A 20,360-nucleotide genomic window follows, 5' to 3' on the forward strand; every position below is an offset into this window, starting at 1 on the left:
CCTCACGGCTGTTTTCGTGATTTTTCGCGAGGCGTGGATGGCGCTCAGGCCGCTCTGGCCTTGCGCGAGCGGTGGCACCCGCGTGGCGGCGAGCCCCGATTGGCTGCTATGATTGCGCGTTTCACCCGATCGGCGCTTCGTTTGCGCGCCGCACGTCTTACTCTCTTCGGCAGGGTGCCCCGACCCCACTGCGCCAAACTGCGCCGTCGGCGCACCGCTTGCCAGCAGATCGAATCATCATGGATGTCATCGTCATTGGCGGCGGAATTGCCGGCGTCGCCACCGCCTACCAGTTGCGCGCGGCAGGCCATCGCGTCTGCGTGGTCGAGCGCCACGCCACCGTCGCGCAAGGCGCGACCTACGGCCATAGCGGCGTCGTGCTGCCCACGCCGCTCGACGTCTGGTTCGGCCCCACCTTCCTGCGCAACGGCCGGCATTCGTCGGGCGGGGTGATCTGCAAGACCGGTTTCACGGGCCAGGCGCGTGCGTTCGTCAAGCGACTCGCCACGCTGCACGGTTCGGAAGCCTTCGCGGCGCGCTATGCGCTGCTGCGCCCGCTGATCGAATCCGCGCAAGCCGTGCTCGACGACGCCGAAGGCCGCTTCCAGCTCGAATACGAGCAGCGCGAAGGTCTGCTCTATCTCGTGCGCGGCAACGACGAATGGTCGCTCAACCAGGCCGCGCTCGAACTGCTGCGACGTTTCGAAACGCCGCACCATGTGCTCACGCCGCACGAATGCGTGGCCGCCGAGCACACGATTCCCGCCGAACCGCCCTTCGCCGGCGCGGTGCGTTTCGACCACGCGCGCGTCGCCAACTGCCCGCTCTTCGTCAAGCAGCTTAAGCAAGTGCTCGATACGCTCGGCGGCGTGCAGTTCGAGACCGGGCGCACGGTGAGTGCGATTCGCGTCGAGAGCCAGCGCGCCGCCGTCGAACTCGTGCCGCGCCCCGACGAAACCGGCAAGCATCGCGACGTCGAGGTCATGTCGGCCGATGCCGTGGTGGTCGCGGCGGGAGCGCAAACGCCGAAACTGCTCGCGCCGCTCGGCATCAAGCTGCCCTTCTATCCGGTGCGGATGCACACGCTCAACGCGCCAGTCGCCCACGAAGAATGCGTGCCGGGCTCGACGCTGATCGACGCGGCGCGGCGCATCGTCGTCACGCGCACGAACCATCGCCTGCGCATTGCAGGCGGCGCCGTGCTGCAACGCGCGAAACAGCTCGACGAAGCCATGCCCGAGGCCTTGACCGAAGAAGCGCTCGCCTTGCTCGGCGAAGCTTCGCGCGACTGGGCGCCGGGCGCCGCGCGCATTTCGGCGGCGCTCGCGTGGGAAGGCATGAAGCTGCTTTCCGCCGACGGCTTACCTGCCGTCGGGAACGTCGGGCATCCGCGCCTGTTCGTCAACGCGGGCCACGGGCCGGCGGGCTGGGCGCTCTCGCTGGGCTCCGCGCGCCTGATTGCCGCCCAGGTTTCCGGTACGACGCCGGAACTGCCCGCGGAAACCGTCGAAGCGCTTTCGCCGGGACGCAGCTAGGCGTTCTCTTGCGCGAAGCCAGCACGGCCTCGCTCGGGTATCGTTGCACTGTCGAATTTACGCACGCGCCGCCGCCCCTCGCGGCGGCACTCGCCACCATGACAGACTCCACGCCCAACCATCCCACGCTCCTTAATCCGCACGACCGCGCCGTGCCGCTGCTCACCGTCGCGCAGTTGCGCGAGCGCGAGACCAGCGCGCAGGCCGTGCTGCCCGCCCATACGCTGATGGCGCGCGCCGGCGCCGCCGCCGCGCACTTCCTGCGTGAACAAATCCTTCATGCGCCTTCGGCAGCAAGCGCGAAGCCCGTCTGGTTCGCCGCCGGCCCCGGCAACAATGGCGGCGACGCGCTGATCGCCGCCGCGGCGCTCACCCGCGCGGGCGTTGCCTGCGAAGTCTGCATGCCCGTCGAAGTGAAGCCCGACGACGCCCGCTGGGCGCTCGCCGAAGCGCGCGCAGCCGGTGTGGCGATTACGCAGACGCCACCCTCATCGTTCGACGACTACGGCTGGCTCGTGGACGGCCTGTTCGGCATCGGCCTCGCCCGCGCGCTCGATGGCGTATTCGGCGCGCTGGCCGGGCGCATGTCGGCGCGCGCACGCAGCCACGGCCGCGTGCTTGCGCTCGACGTGCCGAGCGGCCTCGACAGCGACACCGGCAACGTCGTCGGCGGCGGGCCCGCCGTGCGCGCGAGCCACACCGTCACCTTCATCGGCGCGAAGCCAGGGCTCTATACGGGCGAGGGACGCGATTACGCGGGCGCGGTGAGCGTGGCACCCATCGGCATCGAAATCCGCGTCGCCATCGATAGCCCCGATCTCGCCCAGCTGAACGCACCCGTGCTATTCGCGCCGGTCATGCCTGCGCGCGACTTCGCGACCCACAAAGGCAGCTTCGGCACGCTGGCGGTGATCGGCGGCGACACCGGCATGTGCGGTGCGCCGATCCTGGCCGCGCGCGCCGCGCTGCTCGCGGGCGCGGGCAAGGTGCATGTGGGCTTTCTCGGCAACGATGCGCCACCCTATGACGCCCCGCATCCCGAACTGATGCTGCATCACGCGGGCAAGCTCGCACTCGACGCGATGAGCGCCATCGCGGCAGGCTGCGGCATGGGCGGCAGCGCCTCGGCGCGACAGTTGATCGAGCGCATCCTGCAACTCGACACCGCTGTGCTGCTCGATGCCGACGCCCTGAATCTGATCGCCCGCGACGACGCCCTCGCCGCGGGCGTAAGCGAACATGCGCGCACGCGCGGCGCACCGTGCGTGCTGACGCCGCATCCTCTCGAAGCGGCGCGCCTGCTTGGCGTCGATACGGCGTCCGTGCAGCGTGACCGGCTCGCGTCGGCACGCGCACTCGCCGCGCGCTATCAAGCGGTCGTGGTGCTCAAGGGCAGTGGCACGGTGATCGCCTCGCCGGATGGGCGCCTCGCGATCAACCCCACCGGCAACGCCGCGCTCGCCACGGGCGGCACGGGCGATGTGCTCGGCGGCCTGATCGGCGCCCTGCTTGCGCAGCGACTGCCGTCCTTCGAGGCGGCGCTGGCGGGCGTCTATCTGCACGGTCTCGCCGCCGATGCCCTCGTCGCCCAGGGCGACGGTCCCGCCGGCCTTGCCGCGGGCGAACTCGCTCCAATGGTGCGACGCCTCATGAACCGGCTCTTTTACGCTCCGAAAGATTAAAAGGCCGCCTGCGCGTGATGATGCACAACGCAAAGCGCGGCATGCCGTTTGCTAACGATGCCGTGCGTCGGTTAGCAACCACCGCCCGGGTGCGCAGCATCGCCCGGCCCCGCTATACTGATCCTTCGCGCGCCGCCCACCGGTGGCGTGCTTCCCCGCAGCGCGTGACGCGCGCGTCGGCCTGACCGGCCGGCGCCGTCCGCCGCCTTCCATTCGTTTTCCCTCGCTAGACGAACATGACGAATCCGCTCCCTGCCTGGTCCGCGCTACAGACGCATTACGAACAGATCCGCGACGAAAAGATGCGCGACTGGTTCGCACCCGCCAACGATCCCGCGCCGACCCGCGCCGAACGCTATACGTACGCGGGCGGCGGTCTTGCAGCCGACTTCTCGAAGAACCGCATCAACGACGCCACGCTGAAGCTGCTCGCGCAGCTCGCGCGCGAAGCCGGCGTCGAGCAGCGCCGCGACGCAATGTTCGCGGGCGAAATCGTCAACCCGACCGAAGGCCGCGCCGCGCTGCACACCGCACTGCGCGCGACCGAGCCGAACGCCCCGTTCCACGCCCAGATCCTCGCTGAGAAAGCGAAGATGGCGAAATTCGCCGACGCCGTGCGCAGCGGCGCCTGGACCGGCTATACCGGCAAGCGCATCCGCCATGTGGTCAATATCGGCATCGGCGGCTCGGACCTCGGCCCGAAGATGGTCGTGCATGCGCTCCAGCATCTGGAAACGCCCGAGCTCGACTCGCACTTCGTCTCGAACGTCGATGGCGCCGATCTCTGGCGTGTGATCGAAAACATCGATCCGGAAGAGACGCTGGCGATCATCGTCTCGAAGACCTTCACGACGCTCGAAACCATGACGAACGCGCGCTCGATGCGCGACTGGTTCGTCAAGCACGGCTGCCCCGAAAGCGCGCTCGCGAAGCACTTCGTGGGCGTGTCGGCGAACCCCGCCGAGGTCGTCAAGTTCGGCATCGCCGAAGAAAACGTGTTCGAGATGTGGGACTGGGTCGGTGGCCGTTATTCGCTGTGGTCGGCCGTGGGTCTGTCGATCATGATCGCGATCGGGCCGCAGCAGTTCGATGAACTGCTCGCTGGCGCGCACGACATGGACGAGCATTTCCGCACCGCGCCGCTCGAGAAGAACCTGCCGGTGCTGCTCGGCATGATCGGCATCTGGTATCGCAACTTCTTCGGCTCGCAGAGCTATCTGGTTGCGCCGTACTCCGAAGCATTGCACTACCTGCCGTCGTATCTGCAGCAGCTGGAGATGGAGAGCAACGGCAAGCAGGCGCGTCTGGACGGCAAGTTCGTCGATTACGCCACTTCGGCGATCACGTGGGGCGAACCCGGCACGAACGGCCAGCACGCGTTCTTCCAGATGCTGCACCAGGGCACGACGATCGTGCCGATCGACTTCATCGCCGTGCTCACGCCCGAGCATCCGCTGGCCGATCACCACCCGAAACTGCTCGCCAACTGCTTCGCGCAGAGCGAAGCGATGATGCTCGGCCGCACCGAGGAAGAAGCGAAGAAGATCGCCGGTCCGGACAAGCCCGAACTCGTGCCGCACATCATGTTCCCCGGCAATCGCCCGACCACGACGCTGCTCGTCGATGCGCTCACGGCGCGCTCGCTTGGCGCGCTGATCGCGCTCTACGAGCATAAGGTGCTGGTGCAGGCCTCGGTGTGGAACATCAACCCGTTCGACCAATGGGGCGTAGAGCTGGGCAAGATCCTCGGCAAGGTCGTGGAAGCCGACCTCACCGCGGCGAGCGGCGACGTGAAGGCGCACGATTCTTCCACGAGCGCGTTGATCGCACGGGCGCGCGCTGTGCTCAAGGGTTGATCGGGCGTTGACGTAAAAAAGGCGTGCGCGGTGCGAACCGGGCACGCCTTGGTTTTTTCTACGCTTTAGCCGATGCGGCTAGCGCCCCGCTTCGATCCGGTCGCGCGCGTCCTCGGGACCATCGGCGTGAAGCACGTTCGGCACGCGGTGCCCCGCTTCGATCGTGACCACCGTATCGCAACGGCGCGCAAGATCGATGTCGTGCGTAACCAGCACCAGCGTCGCACCGTTCGCGCGGTTGAGTTCGAACATCAGGTCGATGACAGCGTGGCCCGTGGCGGCGTCGAGGCTGCCCGTGGGTTCGTCGGCGAACAGGATGGACGGATGCGTGACGAAGGCGCGCGCGAGCGCCACGCGTTGCTGTTCACCGCCCGACAGCAGCTTCGGATAGTGTCCGGTACGCTGCCCCAGGCCGACACGCTCCAGCAGCGCACGGGCGCGCGCGAAGGCTTCGCGCGTGCTCAGACCGCCCTGCAATTCGAGCGGTAGCGCGACGTTCTCCAGTGCGGTGAGATGCGGCATCAGCTGGAACGACTGGAACACGAAGCCGACCGCGCCGTTGCGCAACGCGGCGCGACGATCCTCGGCCATGCCGGTGAGTTCATGGCCGAGCAGACGAACCGAGCCGGCGCTGGCGCTGTCCAATCCGGCCAGAAGACCTAGCAAGGTGGATTTGCCCGAACCCGAAGCGCCGACGATCGCCACGCTGCTGCCCGCGTGCACGGTCATGTCGATGCCGTCGAGGATCGTCAGTTCGCCGGTCGCGTCGGTGACGCGCTTGCTCAAACCCCGCACTTCGATGACTGGATCGCTATTCATTCGCACATGCACATGATGAAGCCAGGATTAGCTGTCAGGAAACGCCCTCTTACCCGCCTCGCGCCGCGTGTGGCGACGCTTGCGCTATCGGCCACGCTTTCGGCCGCATTGACGGCAGGTTTGGCTCTGTCCGTCGTCGGGACGAATGCTGCGCTTGCCGCCACACCGCCCGCCGCACAGCACGTTGCCGCCAGGCCGGTGATCACGGTGCTCGGCGACAGTCTTTCCGCCGAATACGGTCTGCCGCGCGATACGGGCTGGGTCGCCTTGCTGCGTCAGCGACTCGCAAACCAGCGAATCGATTATAGCGTCGCTAATGCGAGCATCAGCGGCGACACGACGAGCGGCGGACTCGCGCGCCTGCCGCTCGTGATGCAGCGCATGAAGCCCTCGGTCGTGATCGTCGAGCTTGGGGCCAACGACGCACTGCGCGGCGTGCCGCTCGCTACTACGGAGAGCAATCTGCGCGCCATCGTCGCGCAGATCCGCAAGGGCAATGCGCAGCCCATTTTGGTGGGCATGTACGTGCCGCCCAACTACGGCCCCGATTACACCGAGAAATTCCACGGCCTCTACGGCCAGCTCTCGAAGGAACTGCATGTGCCGCTCGTGCCGTTTCTACTCGCCGGGCTAGAGAACAAGCCCGATCTCTTCCAGTCCGACCAGATGCACCCCACCCAGCAGGCACAGCCTTTGCTGCTGGACAACGTGTGGCCGACGCTCAAGCCGCTCCTTGGCGGCAGCACGCAACGCTAATGGACACGCGGCCGACGCGTCGACGCGGCGCCGCGTATCCTGCGGATCTCAGGCGTGCCTTCCAGCCGGTGTGGTGGGCGTCGCGCATCAGGTCACATTTTTGCGCCGGACGAATGCGAACAGCTTTCGTCCAATCTCAGATTGACCCTGACTGGAGGGATAAAACGTGAAATATTTACCTCTTATTGTCGTCACGGCAGCGCTCGCTGCCTGCGCCAATCAGCCGATGCCAAGCGGCACCCAATCGGTCGGCACGAGCCAGCAACCGCCGACAGCCGTTGCCCAGTGCATCGCCCAGAAATGGGCCGACAAGTCACAGCAGCAGGTCGTCTCGCAAAGCGTGCTCGCGAACAACCAGGCTGTGGATGTCTACGTGCCGGGGCAGCAGCCGCCGAATGGCGCGGCCGCGACAGTTCGCCCGGCCTGGAACGCCAATGCCAAGACCTGGGTGGGCTTCCGCTCCGGCGGAGGCGCGGGTGCCGACGCCACGAGCGACATCAGCGCCTGCCTCTGAGTCAGATTGCCCATGCGCCGCAGACCGGTACTGCGGCGCACAAAAGCAAAACGCCCCGCAACTTGCGGGGCGTTTTCATTTGAGGCTTCAGGAAGGCTCGGTCGGCTTATTGACCGTCGGCATCGCTCGCCTGTTGATTCGAAGCGCCGAGCGAGCCGTAGAACTTGACCTTCGAACGCTCGCGCAGGGCATCCAGATACGCCTGGGTCTGCGACTGGCCGCTCACACCGGCGAGTTGCTGCTGCGCCGCTGCGAGACGCTGGCCTTCGGCCGCCGGACCATTCGTCACGCTGTTCACGCGATAGATCGCGTAGCCATCGTTACCCAGATCGACGCCAACGTAGGCGGGCAGTTTCTGCGCATCGGCCTTGAAGACTGCAGACAGCGCGCTCGGCGGCAGGCCTTGTGCGTCGCTGCGCGAGACCTTGAGCGCCGACGAGAAACCATCGGTCGACTTCGACTTTTGCAGATCGGCCAGCTTCGCTTCGCCATCCTTGAGCGCCATCTCTGCGGCTTGCTGTGCCACCACCTTCTGGCGCACCGCATCCTTGATCGTCGCAAATGCAGGCACCGCGGCAGGCTGGAAGCTCGTGACGTGCGCCGAAATCAGCGTGCCATTGCCCACGTCGATCGCCTGCGTATTGTTGTGCTGGTTCACCGAGTCGCTCGCAAACACGGCGTCGAGGAACTTCTTGTTGTTCAACGGGCTATCCGCCGGCAGCGCGGCGTTAGGCTTCGGCGTGACCGTCGCCGTCTGGAGCGACAGCTTGTACTTGTCGGCAGCCGGTTGCAGGCTCTTCGCCTGCTCGTACACCGTCGAAGTGAAGCCTTCCGTCGTGTCGGCGAGAAGCTTCGCAGCCTGCTGCGTCTTCACGTCGTTGAGGATTTGCCCCTTCACGTCGTCGAACGGCTTCGTTACCGACGGCTTGATGTCCGTGACCTTGACGATGTGATAGCCGAAGTCCGACTGAATCACGTCGCTGATCTCATCCTTCTTGAGCTTGAAGACGGCGTCGTCGAAAGCCTGACCACCCGCGATCATGCCCGGGCCGAAGTAGCCGAGATCGCCACCCTTGGCCGCCGAACCCGGATCCTGCGAATCCTTTTGCGCGAGTTGTGCGAACTGGTCGGGATGCGCCTTCACGTCAGCGAGAATCTGCTCGGCCTTCTGCTTCGCCGCGGCGCGGTCAGCGGCGCTCGCGTCCTTCGCGACCGTGATCAGGATGTGGCTCGCGCGCACTTCTTCCTGCGACTTGTAGTGCGCGATGTTGTCGTCGTAGTACTTCTTGAGATCGGCGTCGCTCGGGTTGACCGTGGCCGCGACCGTCGCGGCCGACAGCACCAGATACTGGATCTGTGCCGTGGCGGGCGTCGCGAACTCGTTCTTGTGCGCGTCGTAATAAGCCTGCATTTGCGCGTCGGTCGGCTGGACCTTGGGCGCATAGTCGCTTGCGTGGAACGCAAGGCCCTGCACTTCACGCTGCTGCTCCGACAGGCCGGTCAGTTGCTGTGCGAGCGCCTTCGGCGTGAACGCACTGTTCACGAGCGCAGCGGGCAACTGCTGCATGGCCATGCTGTAACGCACACGCTCGTCATACTGTTCGGGCGTCATGCCCTGCATGGCGAGCAGTTGCTTGTACTTGTCGAGATCGATGGAACCGTCGGGGTTCTTGAGCGACGAGATGATCGGGTCGGCGAGCAGCGTGCGGCGCACGGCGTCGTCTGAAGCCGTCAGGTGCAGGCGTTGCACCTCGTCGGCCAGCACGCGCTGCTGGATCAGACCGTCGAGAATGTCCTGGCGATGCTGGGGCGTATCGAACAGGCTGGCATCGAACTGCGCGCCCATCATCTGACGCGCCTGGTCCATCTGCTGGCGCGCGGCGCCGTCGTAATCGACGCGCGTGATCTTGTGACCGTTGACGCTGGCGACGTTTGCGCTTTCGTCAAAGAAGCCGCGGAAACCTTGAATGCCGACGAAGCCGAGACCTGGCACGATGACCAGGAGCAGCATGAACATCATCAGCCGTTTGTGATTGCGGAAAAAGTCGAGCATGCGTGACCAAGCGTTGGTGGGCGCCAAAAAACAGAACGCCCGATCTTACATCAGCAGACAACAAAAAAGGCGAACCGGAGTTCGCCTTCTTGCGGTACTGCTGGAGTATTCCTGGCGGAGCGGACGGGACTCGAACCCGCGACCCCCGGCGTGACAGGCCGGTATTCTAACCAACTGAACTACCGCTCCGTGCGGTGTGCTGCTTCTTTACTGCCTGATATGCCAGCGCTGCGTACATGCATCGCGCGACAGGCATGCCTGAAACTGTGGTGGGTGCTGAGGGGCTCGAACCCCCGACCTACGCCTTGTAAGGGCGCCGCTCTACCAACTGAGCTAAGCACCCAGCTTCAGATTTTCTGCGCTGCCATCTTCAAGCAGCGAGCCCGCTAGTTTAGCGCATCTTTTAGCGCTTTGCCAGGCCTGAATTTGGGAATTTTTGCAGCCTTGATCTTGATCGCGTCTCCGGTGCGCGGATTGCGGCCCGTGCGCGCGGCGCGCTTGCCCACCGCGAAGGTGCCAAAGCCGACCAGCGTGACCGAACCGCCCTTCTTCAGCGTGCCTTTGACGCCATTGATCACCGCATCGAGCGCGCGGCCCGCGGCCGCTTTTGAGATATCAGCTTGCAGTGCGATGTGATCGATCAAATCCGTTTTATTCATTCCAGCCCCCGAGAATATGTTTTGGGCAAACGTGTTGGCGCAACTTGTTGTCATGCGCCAGGAAGGATCGCTATGGAATTGCTCTTATTGCGTTGCTGGTGTCGCGGCCACGGCCAGTGGCCGGAGCCCGCTCATTTAACGAGGCCGAATTAGACGTGTCAAGCCGGGTTCAGCCTGATGTGACGGGGCTTTCGAGGAAGTCTTCAGATTCGCTGAGCGCATGGGCTCAGCGAGCAACGCAACATCAACACGGCACCTGCGAAACGTCAGCGAATCTCACGCTGGCAAGCGCACAAAACAAAAAACCCGCGGACCAGGCCGCGGGTTTTCGGGGACTACATCAACGTGGTGAACCGCAACGCGATTCACACACCGCTTCAGTGCTTCACGACTTCGGTTGAACCGGGTTCCTTCGATTCGACCACGGGCGCTTTCGCTTCCTCGGTCTTCACTTCCTCTTCAGGCAACGGCTGCGGCACACGTTCGAGCGCGAGTTCGAGCACCTTGTCGATCCAGCGGACCGGCACGATTTCGATCGCGTTCTTCACGTTGTCCGGAATCTCCGTCAGATCCTTGACGTTTTCTTCCGGGATCAGCACGAGCTTGATACCGCCGCGATGCGCTGCCAGCAGCTTTTCCTTCAGCCCGCCGATCGGCAGCACTTCGCCGCGCAGCGTGATCTCGCCCGTCATGGCCACGTCGGCGCGCACCGGAATGCCCGTGAGCACGGACACCAGCGCGGTCGTCATCGCGCCACCGGCGGACGGACCGTCCTTCGGCGTTGCGCCTTCCGGCACGTGGATGTGGATGTCCTGCTTCTCGAACGCCTCATCCTTGATGCCGAGACGACGCGAACGCGAACGTACCACCGAGCGTGCCGCTTCGACCGATTCCTTCATGACGTCGCCGAGCGAACCCGTGCGGATCACGTTGCCCTTACCAGGCATGACCGCCGCTTCGATCGTCAGCAGATCGCCGCCGACTTCCGTCCACGCGAGGCCTGTGACCTGACCGACCTGATTTTCCTTCGCAGCCAGACCGAAGTCGTACTTGCGCACGCCAAGGAACGTGTCCAGATTCGCGCTGTCCACCGTGACGGCCTTGTCGGCCTTCTTCAGCAGCAGCATCTTCACGACCTTGCGGCAGATCTTCGACACTTCGCGCTCGAGCGAACGCACGCCCGCTTCACGCGTGTAGTAGCGAATGATGTCGCGGATCGCGCCTTCGGTCACTTCGATCTCGGTCGGCTTCAGCCCGTTGTTCTTCTTCTGCTTCGGCAGGAGATAACGCTGGGCGATGCTGACCTTCTCGTCTTCCGTGTAACCCGACAGACGGATGACTTCCATCCGGTCGAGCAGCGGCGGCGGGATGTTCAGCGAGTTCGACGTAGCGACGAACATCACATCGGAGAGATCGAAATCGACTTCGATGTAGTGGTCGGCGAACGTGTGGTTCTGTTCCGGATCGAGCACTTCGAGCAGCGCCGACGACGGATCGCCGCGGAAATCCATGCCCATCTTGTCGACTTCGTCGAGCAGGAAGAGCGGATTGCGCACGCCGACCTTGGTCAGGCTTTGCAGGATCTTGCCCGGCATCGAACCGATGTACGTACGACGGTGGCCGCGAATTTCGGCTTCGTCACGCACACCACCCAACGCCATACGCACGAACTTGCGGTTCGTTGCGCGCGCAATCGACTGACCGAGCGAGGTCTTGCCGACGCCCGGAGGGCCGACGAGACACAGGATCGGCGCCTTCACCTTGTCCACGCGCTGTTGGACCGCGAGATACTCGAGAATGCGTTCCTTCACTTTCTCGAGACCGAAGTGGTCTTCGTCGAGCACGGATTCGGCGTTCGAGAGGTCGTTGTTGACCTTGCTCTTCTTGCGCCACGGCAGGCCGATCAGCGTGTCGATGTAGTTGCGCACGACGGTGGCTTCCGCCGACATCGGCGACATCAGCTTGAGCTTCTTGAGCTCGGCGTCAGCCTTCTTCTTGGCTTCCTTCGGCATGCGCGCGGCAGTGATGCGCTTCTCGAGTTCTTCGAGATCGGCACCCTCTTCGCCTTCGCCCAGTTCCTTCTGGATTGCCTTGACCTGCTCGTTCAGGTAGTACTCGCGCTGGCTCTTCTCCATCTGGCGCTTGACGCGGCCACGGATGCGCTTCTCCACCTGGAGAATGTCGATTTCGGCTTCGAGCTGGGCGAGCAGATGCTCCAGACGCTCCACGACCGGGAACATCTCGAGGATATGCTGCTTCTGGTCGAGCTTGAGCGGCAGATGCGCGGCGATGGTATCGGCAAGACGACCGGCCTCGTCGATGCCCGACAGCGACGTCAGGATCTCCGGCGGGATCTTCTTGTTGAGCTTCACGTACTGGTCGAACTGCGAGACGATCGCGCGGCGCAGCGCTTCGGTTTCAGCGCCGTCGGCGTGGTCCGGTTCGAGCGGCATCACTTCGCACGAGAACTGCGTTTCCTGCTCTTCGATCGAGAGCGTCTTCGCACGCTGCAAGCCTTCCACGAGCACCTTCACGGTGCCGTCGGGCAGCTTGAGCATTTGCAGGATGTTGGCGATACATCCTACTTCGTACATGTCCTTTTCGGTCGGCTCGTCCTTTGCGGCAGTCTTCTGCGCGACGAGCATGATGTGCTTGCCGCCTTCCATTGCCGCTTCGAGGGCCTTGATCGATTTCGGCCGGCCCACGAAAAGGGGAATCACCATATGCGGGAAAACTACAACGTCTCGCAGCGGCAGCAGCGGGAGCGTGGTGCGTTCCGGCGGGAGGAGTTGGGTTCCTGACATTTCATTTCCCCATGAGTGGAATCAATTGTTCGGTAAGTGAGGCCTGAAAAACCGATTACAAGCCTCGCGCGTGTGGGAAAAGTTCAGTGACTCCAAAAAAGGTGCGCCATCGACCACAAGATAAACGAAAAAGCCGTTCATCTCAGTGTATGAACGGCCTTTTTCCGGAACTCTTTAGCCGATCACCATCTTTAGTTCGACCCAGACACCTTGGGAGCGTCTTCGTAGATCAGCAGCGGTTTGCCGTCGCCGTCGATCACGTTGTCGTCGATGATGACCTTGCTCACGCCCTTCATGGCCGGCAGCTCGTACATCACGTCGAGCAACGCCTGTTCCAGGATGGAGCGCAAGCCCCGCGCACCGGTCTTGCGGCGAATCGCCTTGCGGGCGACGGCCTGCAACGCAGCCGGGCGAATCTCCAGTTCCACGCGCTCCATGTTGAAGAGCTTGTGATACTGCTTGACGAGCGCATTCTTCGGCTCGACCAGAATCTTCATGAGCGCGGCTTCGTCGAGCTTGCCGAGCGTGGCGACCACCGGCAGACGGCCGATCAGTTCCGGAATCAAACCGAACTTGATCAGATCTTCCGGTTCCGTCTCGCGCAGCACTTCACCCGTGTCGCGCTCCTGCTTGCTCTTCACGCTCGCGCCAAAGCCAATGCCGGTCTTTTCGGTACGGTCGGTAATGACCTTCTCCAGACCATCGAACGCGCCGCCGCAAATGAACAGGATGTTGGTCGTATCGACCTGGATGAAATCCTGGTTCGGATGCTTGCGGCCGCCCTGCGGAGGCACCGACGCCATCGTGCCTTCGACGAGCTTGAGCAGCGCCTGCTGCACGCCTTCGCCCGACACGTCGCGCGTAATCGACGGGTTGTCTGACTTGCGGCTGATCTTGTCGATTTCGTCGATGTAGACAATGCCGCGCTGGGCCTTGTCGACTTCGTAATTGCAGTTCTGCAGCAGCTTCTGGATGATGTTCTCGACGTCCTCACCCACGTAGCCGGCTTCGGTCAACGTGGTGGCGTCCGCGATCACGAACGGCACATTCAGAAGGCGTGCGAGCGTCTGCGCAAGCAGCGTCTTGCCCGAGCCCGTGGGCCCGATCAGCAGGATGTTGCTCTTCGAGAGTTCGACGTCGTCCTTCTTGTCGAGATGCTTCAGGCGCTTGTAGTGGTTGTACACCGCTACCGCGAGGATCTTCTTCGCGCGCTCCTGCCCGATCACGTACTGATCGAGGATGTCGCGGATCTCCTGCGGGCTCGGCAGGTCCGAGCGCGACAGCGCCGCGTCGATACCCGCACCGGCGGCTTCGTCGCGAATGATCTCGTTGCACAGGTCGATACATTCATCGCAGATGAACACCGACGGACCAGCGATCAGTTTCTTGACCTCATGCTGGCTTTTGCCGCAAAACGAGCAATACAACAGCTTCTCGCTGTTAGAACCTTTTTTGTCCGCCATGGATAGATGAGCCTCCGGACACTCTGTTACACATGATACGCCGTTTCCCCCAGCCCAGCCGGGAGGCGTGAACCGCTTGCTGTGACGGCGTTGGGGCCGCAGGCCGCGAAGCGCGTTTGCCGATTATTTCACATGGTCCGCACGAGCGTGCCTATCCCTTTTTTCTCTGGGTTAAGCACGCCGCATACGCGCGTCCGGCGCCTTTTTTGACGCCGGAAACGCGTGCCGGATCAGGGGCGCTTGTGGAGCACCTGATCGACGAGGCCATAGGCCTGTGCGTCGTCGCCGGACATGAAGTTGTCGCGGTCGGTATCGCGCGCGAGGCGCTCGACCGGCTGGCCAGTATGGTGCGAGAGCAACTGGTTCAGGCGTTCCTTCAGGTACAGGATTTCGCGCGCCTGAATTTCGATGTCCGACGCCTGGCCGCGTGCGCCGCCGAGCGGCTGGTGAATCATCACTCGCGAGTTCGGCAGCGCGAAGCGCTTGCCCTTCGCACCCGACGCCAGCAGGAACGCACCCATCGAGGCCGCGAGGCCCATGCAAAGGGTCGAAACGTCAGGCTTGATGAACTGCATCGTGTCGTAGATCGCCATACCGGCCGAAACCGAACCGCCCGGGCTGTTGATGTACAGGCTGATGTCCTTGTCCGGGTTTTCGCTTTCGAGGAACAGGAGCTGGGCGACGACGAGGTTCGCGGTCTGGTCGTTCACTTCGCCGACCAGGAACACCACGCGCTCCTTGAGGAGCCGCGAGTAGATGTCATACGAACGCTCGCCGCGGCCGCTCGTCTCCACGACGATCGGCACGAGACCGAGCGCCTGCGGATCGAGGTCACGCGAGGCGTGGGAAGTCAACGTGTCCAGCGATTGAGCGCGAAAAGTCATGCGGTGCATCCTTGTCTGGAAGAGTTGTTCTGGTTACGCAGGTAAAACGGATTAGACCTGATATACCGGAATGGCGACGGACCCCGCAGAAATCAACCCTGACGACAATATGGCCAAATTCTGCGGATACAAAAACGGCGTGCTGACCGTCGGTTGCTCCGACAGCCGGCACGCCGTAGCGGGCAGATTTAAGCCTGCGCCGTTGCGCTTGCCAGTTCTTCGAAGCTCACTTGCTTGTCCGTCACCTTGGCCTTGCCGAGCACGAAGTCAACGACGTTCGATTCGACGACGTACGCTTCCATTTCGGCCAGACGCTGCTGGTTCGAATAATACCAGCGCACGACTTCCTTCGGGTCTTCGTAGCTTTTCGCGAATTCGTCGACTTCAGCGCGGATCTGTTCCGGCTTCGCTTCGAGGTTGTTCGCCTTCACGAGCTCGGCCAGCACGAGGCCCAGCTTGACGCGACGCTCGGCTTGTTCCTTGAACATTTCAGCCGGGATCGGTGCGTCCTTGGCATTGGGCACGCCGCGTTGCGCGAGGTCCGCACGCGCCATTTCGACGAGGCGTTCCTGGTCCTGACCGATCAGTGCGTTCGGCACGTCGAGTTCAGCGATCTTCAGGAGGGCATCCATCACCTGGTTCTTGACGATCGACTGCGTGCGGCGCTTCGCTTCACGCTCGAGGTTGTCCTTGATTTCAGCGCGCATCTTCACGAGATCGCCGTCGGCGATGCCGAGCGACTTCGCGAATTCCGCGTCGATTTCCGGCAGGTGCGCCCACTCGATCTTTTGCATCGTGATCGTGAACTTCGCGGTCTTGCCCGCGACTTCCTTGCCGTGGTAGTCCTCAGGGAAGGTCAGGTCGAATTCGCGCTGCTCGCCTTGCTTCAGGCCGAGCGATGCCTTTTCGAATTCCGGCAGCATGCGGCCTTCGCCGAGCACGAACGCGAAACCTTCTGCGCTGCCGCCCGGGAATGCGACGTCGTCGATCTTGCCGACGAAGTCGACCGTCACGCGGTCGCCGTCCTTGGCTGCCGTGTCCGCACCGCCGTCACCGTGCTCGCCGGCTTCGCCGCGTGCGTGGTAGTGGACGCGCTGCTTGCGCAGGATGTCCAGCGTGCGGTCGATTTCGGCTTCGGTGATGGTCGTGGTCGTGCGCTCGATTTCGGCGCTGGCGACGTCGCCCAGCTTCACTTCCGGATAGACCTCGAAGGTCGCGTCGAATGCGTAGTCGCTTTCAGCGGCTTCGGCCTTCGGGGCGAAGCTCGGCTGACCCGCGACGCGCAGGTTTTCCGCGCGGCTGATGTCGAAGAATTCCTTGCCAACCTTGTCGCTCAGGACTTCGGCTTCCACCTGACCCGAGTACTGTTGCGTGACCATCTTGAGCGGCACCTTGCCCGGGCGGAAACCCGGCATGCGCACGTTCTTCGCGAGTTGGCGGATGCGCGAGTCGACTTCTTTCTGCACCGCGTCTTTCGGCAGGGAAATCGTCACACGGCGTTCGAGCTTGCCGAGGTTTTCAACAACGTTAGCCATGGCTTCAATCGTCCTAAAATTGTTCGAGCGTATCAGTAATCTTTGCTGCCGCAGTCCGATGGGAAAATCCGCATCGCTTGCGTCTCGCTTGTGCCTCGTCGGCGCCGCTTGCCGGCCATACGGCCTGCAAGCGCTCACCCAGGCGCCTTTCGCGGCATGTTGCCCGCGCTGTCCGCGCGACACACCCAAAGGCGTTGAAGCGGACTTTCGCGGACGCTGCCCGCCAGGCGGCGCCCTTTCCGGGAGCCGCGAGACCCGGCCCGTTCCGGATCGGCCCGTGGAGTTCACAGGAGCCGAAATGGACGGTTTGCGGTGCGGTTCCGTCAAAAGAGCCGAGTATTTTAGCAAACTATTGCCCGACCCAAATGGAATTGCCGTTCGGACGCGTAATAGATGCCTAAAAGGTGTGCGAACTGGCCCGTTTTGGGCCTAAAACCACCCCGTTTCGGCCGATGTGGGACCCCGGGGCGGCCCGGCGAAACCTGCGCGTTGCACTGCGTGCGCGATGCGCGCTATCGCGCTGCGGGTATCCAGTGCGCCCCTCGCGACTGGTAAGCTAACGCTCGCGCCGGACGCCCCGCCGGATGCAGCCGCCATCACAACTCTTCCAGTCGAGACACCATGCCTAACCAGACGTTTGCTGACGCACCCGTCGTCGTCATCGCTCCCGATTCGTTCAAAGGTTCGCTCAGCGCGGATGGGGTCGCCGCCGCGATCGCCGAGGGCATCCGCCGCGCGCGTGCCGACGCTGAAATTCGCATCCGCCCGATGGCCGATGGCGGCGAAGGCACGCTCGACGCCATGTTGAGCGTCGGCGGCGAGCGCCGCACGCTCAATGTCGAAGGCGCTGCCGGCGCACGCCGCGACGCCCTCGTCGGCCTGCTGCACGACGGCAGCGCGATCATCGAAACCGCCGAGATCGTCGGCATTACCGACCCGGTCGGCATGGGCGTGCCGGTTGCCTCGCGCAGCACGCGCGGCATGGGCGAAGCCGTGCGAGCGTTGCTCGACGAAGGCGTGCGACGCTTTTATGTGGCGCTCGGCGGCAGCAGCACCAACGACGGCGGCGCGGGTCTGCTCGCGGGCCTCGGGCTGCAACTGTTCGACGCCGCGGGCAATCCGCTCGCCCCCACGCCCGAAGCGCTCGCGCGCGTGACGCGCGTGGATGTGTCCGGTCTCGACGCACGACTGGCAGAAGCCACCTTCATCGCCATGTCGGACGTCGACAATCCGCTCACGGGCGATCACGGCGCAACCGCCGTATTCGGCCCGCAAAAAGGCGTGACGCCAGGCGAAGTCGCGCCGATCGACGCCGCGCTCGGCCGCTTTGCCGATCTGCTCGAAGCCGCGCTGAACCGCCGCGCGCGCGACGAAGCGGGCGCTGGCGCGGCCGGCGGCCTCGGTTTCGCCCTGCGCATGCTCGGCGCGAGTTTCGAGGCGGGCGCCGAAGTCGTTGCGCGCACCATCGGTCTGGACGCGGCGCTCGCGGGCGCGCACTGGCTCATTACCGGCGAAGGCCGCTCGGATGTGCAGACGCTGCACGGCAAGGCGCCCTTCATCGCGTGCCGCCACGCACAGGCCGCAGGCGTGCCGGCCACCCTGCTCTCGGGCGCCGTCGATTCCACCGCACTCGCGCGTCTTGGCGAGCACTTCAGCGGCTGCTTCTCGCCAGCGCCTGGTCCTATCACGCTCGAGACTGCGATCCGCGACGCAGCCGTGTTGCTGGCCAACGAGGCCGAACAGCTGACGCGTCTGCGCTACGGCACGCGCACGGCCTGACGCCGGAACCGGTAAATCCTTCCACGTCGTTTCGCGCACGCAAATCGTCAGACTTTTTTGCGTGCGCGCACAACGGATTCCGCAGTAAGCGATTAATAGATTCGTATGCCCCGCAAGGCGCGCGCGAGCGTGCATTTTGAGGGTTCATGCGCGTTGACCCGCGCGCTGGTTGCGGCAACAATTACGCAGAGCGCGACACGATCGCGCATACCTTACGCGACCAGACCAGGACGACCATGAAGGAAAGCAAAGCCGGACTTGAACAATTTCTGACCTATCGGCTCCATGTCCTGAACAAACTCTCCGAACGTGGCGCCAGCGAGCGCTATCAGGCGAAGCTCGGCATCACGCTGCCGGAGGCGCGCCTCATCGCCGCCGTCGGCGCGTTCGGCCCGTTTTCGGTGATGGAGCTCGCGCGCCACGCGAATCTCGACAAGAGCCAGGCCAGCCGCGCCGCGGAAGCGCTCATGCGCCGCGGCCTCATGCAACGCAACGCCAGCGAGGAAGACGGACGCCTCGTGCTCGTCTCGCTCACGGTCGACGGACGTGCCCTCTATCGCAAGGTTATGCCTGTCGCGCGCAAGTGGAACGTGGACCTGTTCGCCATCCTCGACGACAAGGAGCGCGAGCTGCTCAACCGTGCGCTGGAGAAGGTCATCGCGGCGGCCCAGGAAGACCTTTGAAGCCGCGCATGCGATAAGCAAAACCGATGGACTGACCGCGCCGATGTCCGGGCGCGCGTCACCCGCGGGATGCCGTGCGGCGATGAAAAACAAAAAGGCCACGTACCGTTGGGTACGTGGCCTTTGTCTTTACTAGCCTGGTGCGTGAGGCCGGACTCGAACCGGCACACCCTTGCGGGCGTCAGGACCTAAACCTGGTGCGTCTACCAATTTCGCCACTCACGCGAATCTTTCTGGCCGGCAACACGGTAGCGCGATCACGTGGGTCGCGAAGACCAACCGGTGAGACACGTCGCGTGCGATAGAGCCCTTGCGCGCCCTGATTGTGCACCCCGATGGGGCGGCCTCAAAGCGCCAAGCGCGAGATTCTAACCGATTGCCTCACGCTTGTCTGCATCTCGCAAAGCTCCGAAACCCGTAAGCAGCGCCGGTGCTAGAATCGCGGCGCTTCCCCACGCCCCCGAACCCCGTGAATTTCGACGAATACTGCCTGCAAAAGGCGGCCCCGCCCGGATCGAGCACCTACTATGCGCTGCGCCAGGCAAGCGCCGCACAACAGCCGCTGCTCGCCGCCCTCTTCGCGCTGCGTCGCGAACTCGAGGAAACCGCCAAGGAAACGAGCGACCCGACCGTCGGTCGCACCAAGCTCGCCTGGTGGCAAAAGGAACTCGCCGCGTTCGGCGCAGGCAATCCCGCCCATCCGGTCACGAAAGCGCTCGCGCAGCATGCGGGCGATCCGGCCAGTCTGTATCCGCTGCTGCAACAGTTGCTCGCTGGTTTCGAGATGGACTTCGAGCAGGCCCGCTACCTCGATCTGCCGAATCTGCGCCGCTACATGGATGGTGTGGGCGGCACGTTCGCGACGCTCGTCGCCCAGGTTGGCGCGCGTACGGATGAAGAGCGTGCCGCCGTCGCCCAATGGGCCGCGCCGCTCGGCAATGCGCTCATGCTCGCGCAGTTCGTGCCCGAGATAGGCAACGATGCGCGCCACGGCCGCATCTACATTCCGATCGACGAATTGCAGCGCTACAACGTCACCGCCGCCGATCTGATCAACCGCCGCTACAGCGCGGAATTCACCGAGCTCATGCAGTTCCAGACCGCGCGCGCCCGCGAGGCCGTGAGCACGGCGCTCGCCGCGATGCCTGCAAACGAGCGCCGCCGTCAACGCACGCTGCGCGCGCTGGCAGCGCTCGAACTCGCACTGCTCGACGAAGTCGAGCGCGAGCAATTCCAGGTGCTGCATCAGCAGATCGTCCTCACGCCGATCCGCAAGCTCTGGATCGCGTGGCGCGCCGCACGGCGCGGCTGATTCGCGCGCCGCACCCCACCGCTTCG

Annotated in this window: 15 protein-coding genes and 3 tRNA genes; 8 read left to right on the forward strand and 10 right to left on the reverse strand. The window is 64.0% G+C overall.

All coding sequences use genetic code 11. From position 1 onward, the window contains the following. Window positions 1-239: 239 nt before the first annotated feature. From U5782_RS09310 to pgi, 3 genes are all read left to right on the forward strand, one after another. Window positions 240-1,535: an FAD-dependent oxidoreductase gene (locus U5782_RS09310; protein ID WP_322043510.1), complete on the forward strand. Its 1,296-nt coding sequence runs from the start codon at window positions 240-242 to the stop codon at window positions 1,533-1,535. Between the two features lie 98 nt (window positions 1,536-1,633). Beyond that, window positions 1,634-3,217 carry an NAD(P)H-hydrate dehydratase gene (locus U5782_RS09315; protein WP_322043511.1) on the forward strand — a complete coding sequence of 528 codons (1,584 nt, stop codon included), beginning with the start codon at window positions 1,634-1,636 and terminating at the stop codon, window positions 3,215-3,217. A 236-nt stretch (window positions 3,218-3,453) separates the two neighbouring features. Beyond that, the gene (gene pgi / locus U5782_RS09320) at window positions 3,454-5,073 is read left to right on the forward strand and encodes a glucose-6-phosphate isomerase (protein ID WP_322043512.1); all 1,620 of its coding nucleotides are present in this window, start codon (window positions 3,454-3,456) and stop codon (window positions 5,071-5,073) included. A gap of 78 nt (window positions 5,074-5,151) precedes the next feature. Here the strand turns inward: pgi and U5782_RS09325 are convergent, their stop codons facing one another. Further along, the gene (locus tag U5782_RS09325; RefSeq protein WP_322043513.1) at window positions 5,152-5,892 is read right to left on the reverse strand and encodes an ABC transporter ATP-binding protein; all 741 of its coding nucleotides are present in this window, start codon (window positions 5,890-5,892) and stop codon (window positions 5,152-5,154) included. 12 nt (window positions 5,893-5,904) lie between these two features. Here U5782_RS09325 and U5782_RS09330 point away from each other — a divergent pair, with 12 nt between their 5' ends. Together U5782_RS09330 and U5782_RS09335 are read left to right on the forward strand one after the other, a co-directional pair. After that, window positions 5,905-6,648: an arylesterase gene (locus tag U5782_RS09330; RefSeq protein WP_415914278.1), complete on the forward strand. Its 744-nt coding sequence runs from the start codon at window positions 5,905-5,907 to the stop codon at window positions 6,646-6,648. Window positions 6,649-6,814: 166 nt separating this feature from the next. After that, window positions 6,815-7,162 (forward strand): hypothetical protein, encoded by a 348-nt coding sequence (locus U5782_RS09335; RefSeq protein ID WP_322043514.1) that lies wholly within the window; start codon window positions 6,815-6,817, stop codon window positions 7,160-7,162. Window positions 7,163-7,268: 106 nt separating this feature from the next. Here the strand turns inward: U5782_RS09335 and U5782_RS09340 are convergent, their stop codons facing one another. The 8 genes from U5782_RS09340 to tig all read right to left on the reverse strand — a co-directional run bounded on the left by U5782_RS09340 (window position 7,269) and on the right by tig (window position 16,560). Next, a complete protein-coding gene (locus tag U5782_RS09340; protein ID WP_322043515.1) occupies window positions 7,269-9,215 on the reverse strand; it encodes a SurA N-terminal domain-containing protein in 1,947 nt (648 codons plus the stop codon). A 112-nt stretch (window positions 9,216-9,327) separates the two neighbouring features. Next, window positions 9,328-9,404, reverse strand: a tRNA-Asp gene (locus U5782_RS09345). Window positions 9,405-9,482: 78 nt separating this feature from the next. Further along, window positions 9,483-9,558 (reverse strand) — tRNA-Val (locus U5782_RS09350). A 43-nt stretch (window positions 9,559-9,601) separates the two neighbouring features. Next, window positions 9,602-9,928, reverse strand: coding sequence for an HU family DNA-binding protein (locus U5782_RS09355; RefSeq protein WP_322043516.1), 327 nt, complete (start codon window positions 9,926-9,928; stop codon window positions 9,602-9,604). A gap of 323 nt (window positions 9,929-10,251) precedes the next feature. Continuing rightward, window positions 10,252-12,678, reverse strand: coding sequence for an endopeptidase La (gene lon, locus U5782_RS09360; RefSeq protein ID WP_322043517.1), 2,427 nt, complete (start codon window positions 12,676-12,678; stop codon window positions 10,252-10,254). A 191-nt stretch (window positions 12,679-12,869) separates the two neighbouring features. Continuing rightward, entirely contained in the window at window positions 12,870-14,141 is a 1,272-nt protein-coding gene (gene clpX / locus U5782_RS09365) for an ATP-dependent Clp protease ATP-binding subunit ClpX (RefSeq protein ID WP_035533250.1), read from the reverse strand. A gap of 230 nt (window positions 14,142-14,371) precedes the next feature. Beyond that, window positions 14,372-15,025, reverse strand: a complete 654-nt coding sequence (clpP, locus tag U5782_RS09370) for an ATP-dependent Clp endopeptidase proteolytic subunit ClpP (RefSeq protein WP_322043518.1) — start codon at window positions 15,023-15,025, stop codon at window positions 14,372-14,374. Between the two features lie 188 nt (window positions 15,026-15,213). Next, the gene (gene tig / locus U5782_RS09375) at window positions 15,214-16,560 is read right to left on the reverse strand and encodes a trigger factor (protein ID WP_322043519.1); all 1,347 of its coding nucleotides are present in this window, start codon (window positions 16,558-16,560) and stop codon (window positions 15,214-15,216) included. A gap of 621 nt (window positions 16,561-17,181) precedes the next feature. On the opposite strand from tig, the gene U5782_RS09380 reads away from it, so the two are divergent. After that, window positions 17,182-18,339, forward strand: coding sequence for a glycerate kinase (locus U5782_RS09380; protein ID WP_322043520.1), 1,158 nt, complete (start codon window positions 17,182-17,184; stop codon window positions 18,337-18,339). 236 nt (window positions 18,340-18,575) lie between these two features. Further along, complete coding sequence (locus U5782_RS09385; protein ID WP_322043521.1) at window positions 18,576-19,022, forward strand: MarR family winged helix-turn-helix transcriptional regulator; 447 nt, start codon at window positions 18,576-18,578, stop codon at window positions 19,020-19,022. 138 nt (window positions 19,023-19,160) lie between these two features. Here U5782_RS09385 and U5782_RS09390 read toward each other — a convergent pair. Further along, a tRNA-Leu gene (locus tag U5782_RS09390) sits at window positions 19,161-19,247 on the reverse strand. Window positions 19,248-19,491: 244 nt separating this feature from the next. Here U5782_RS09390 and U5782_RS09395 point away from each other — a divergent pair. Next, window positions 19,492-20,334: a squalene/phytoene synthase family protein gene (locus U5782_RS09395; RefSeq protein ID WP_322043522.1), complete on the forward strand. Its 843-nt coding sequence runs from the start codon at window positions 19,492-19,494 to the stop codon at window positions 20,332-20,334. Window positions 20,335-20,360 lie beyond the last annotated feature (26 nt).

The organism is Paraburkholderia sp. J67, assembly GCF_905220265.1.
In the GTDB taxonomy this organism is placed as follows: domain Bacteria; phylum Pseudomonadota; class Gammaproteobacteria; order Burkholderiales; family Burkholderiaceae; genus Paraburkholderia.

Bases quoted from the DNA above. Each gene is read 5' to 3' on its own strand.
- U5782_RS09340 (WP_322043515.1), bottom strand. From the start codon at position 9,215: ATGCTCGACTTTTTCCGCAATCACAAACGGCTGATGATGTTCATGCTG.
- U5782_RS09330 (WP_415914278.1), top strand. From the start codon at position 5,905: ATGATGAAGCCAGGATTAGCTGTCAGGAAACGCCCTCTTACCCGCCTC.
- tig (WP_322043519.1), bottom strand. From the start codon at position 16,560: ATGGCTAACGTTGTTGAAAACCTCGGCAAGCTCGAACGCCGTGTGACG.
- lon (WP_322043517.1), bottom strand. From the start codon at position 12,678: ATGTCAGGAACCCAACTCCTCCCGCCGGAACGCACCACGCTCCCGCTG.
- U5782_RS09355 (WP_322043516.1), bottom strand. From the start codon at position 9,928: ATGACAACAAGTTGCGCCAACACGTTTGCCCAAAACATATTCTCGGGG.
- clpX (WP_035533250.1), bottom strand. From the start codon at position 14,141: ATGGCGGACAAAAAAGGTTCTAACAGCGAGAAGCTGTTGTATTGCTCG.
- U5782_RS09310 (WP_322043510.1), top strand. From the start codon at position 240: ATGGATGTCATCGTCATTGGCGGCGGAATTGCCGGCGTCGCCACCGCC.
- clpP (WP_322043518.1), bottom strand. From the start codon at position 15,025: ATGACTTTTCGCGCTCAATCGCTGGACACGTTGACTTCCCACGCCTCG.
- pgi (WP_322043512.1), top strand. From the start codon at position 3,454: ATGACGAATCCGCTCCCTGCCTGGTCCGCGCTACAGACGCATTACGAA.
- U5782_RS09385 (WP_322043521.1), top strand. From the start codon at position 18,576: ATGAAGGAAAGCAAAGCCGGACTTGAACAATTTCTGACCTATCGGCTC.
- U5782_RS09325 (WP_322043513.1), bottom strand. From the start codon at position 5,892: ATGAATAGCGATCCAGTCATCGAAGTGCGGGGTTTGAGCAAGCGCGTC.
- U5782_RS09380 (WP_322043520.1), top strand. From the start codon at position 17,182: ATGCCTAACCAGACGTTTGCTGACGCACCCGTCGTCGTCATCGCTCCC.
- U5782_RS09315 (WP_322043511.1), top strand. From the start codon at position 1,634: ATGACAGACTCCACGCCCAACCATCCCACGCTCCTTAATCCGCACGAC.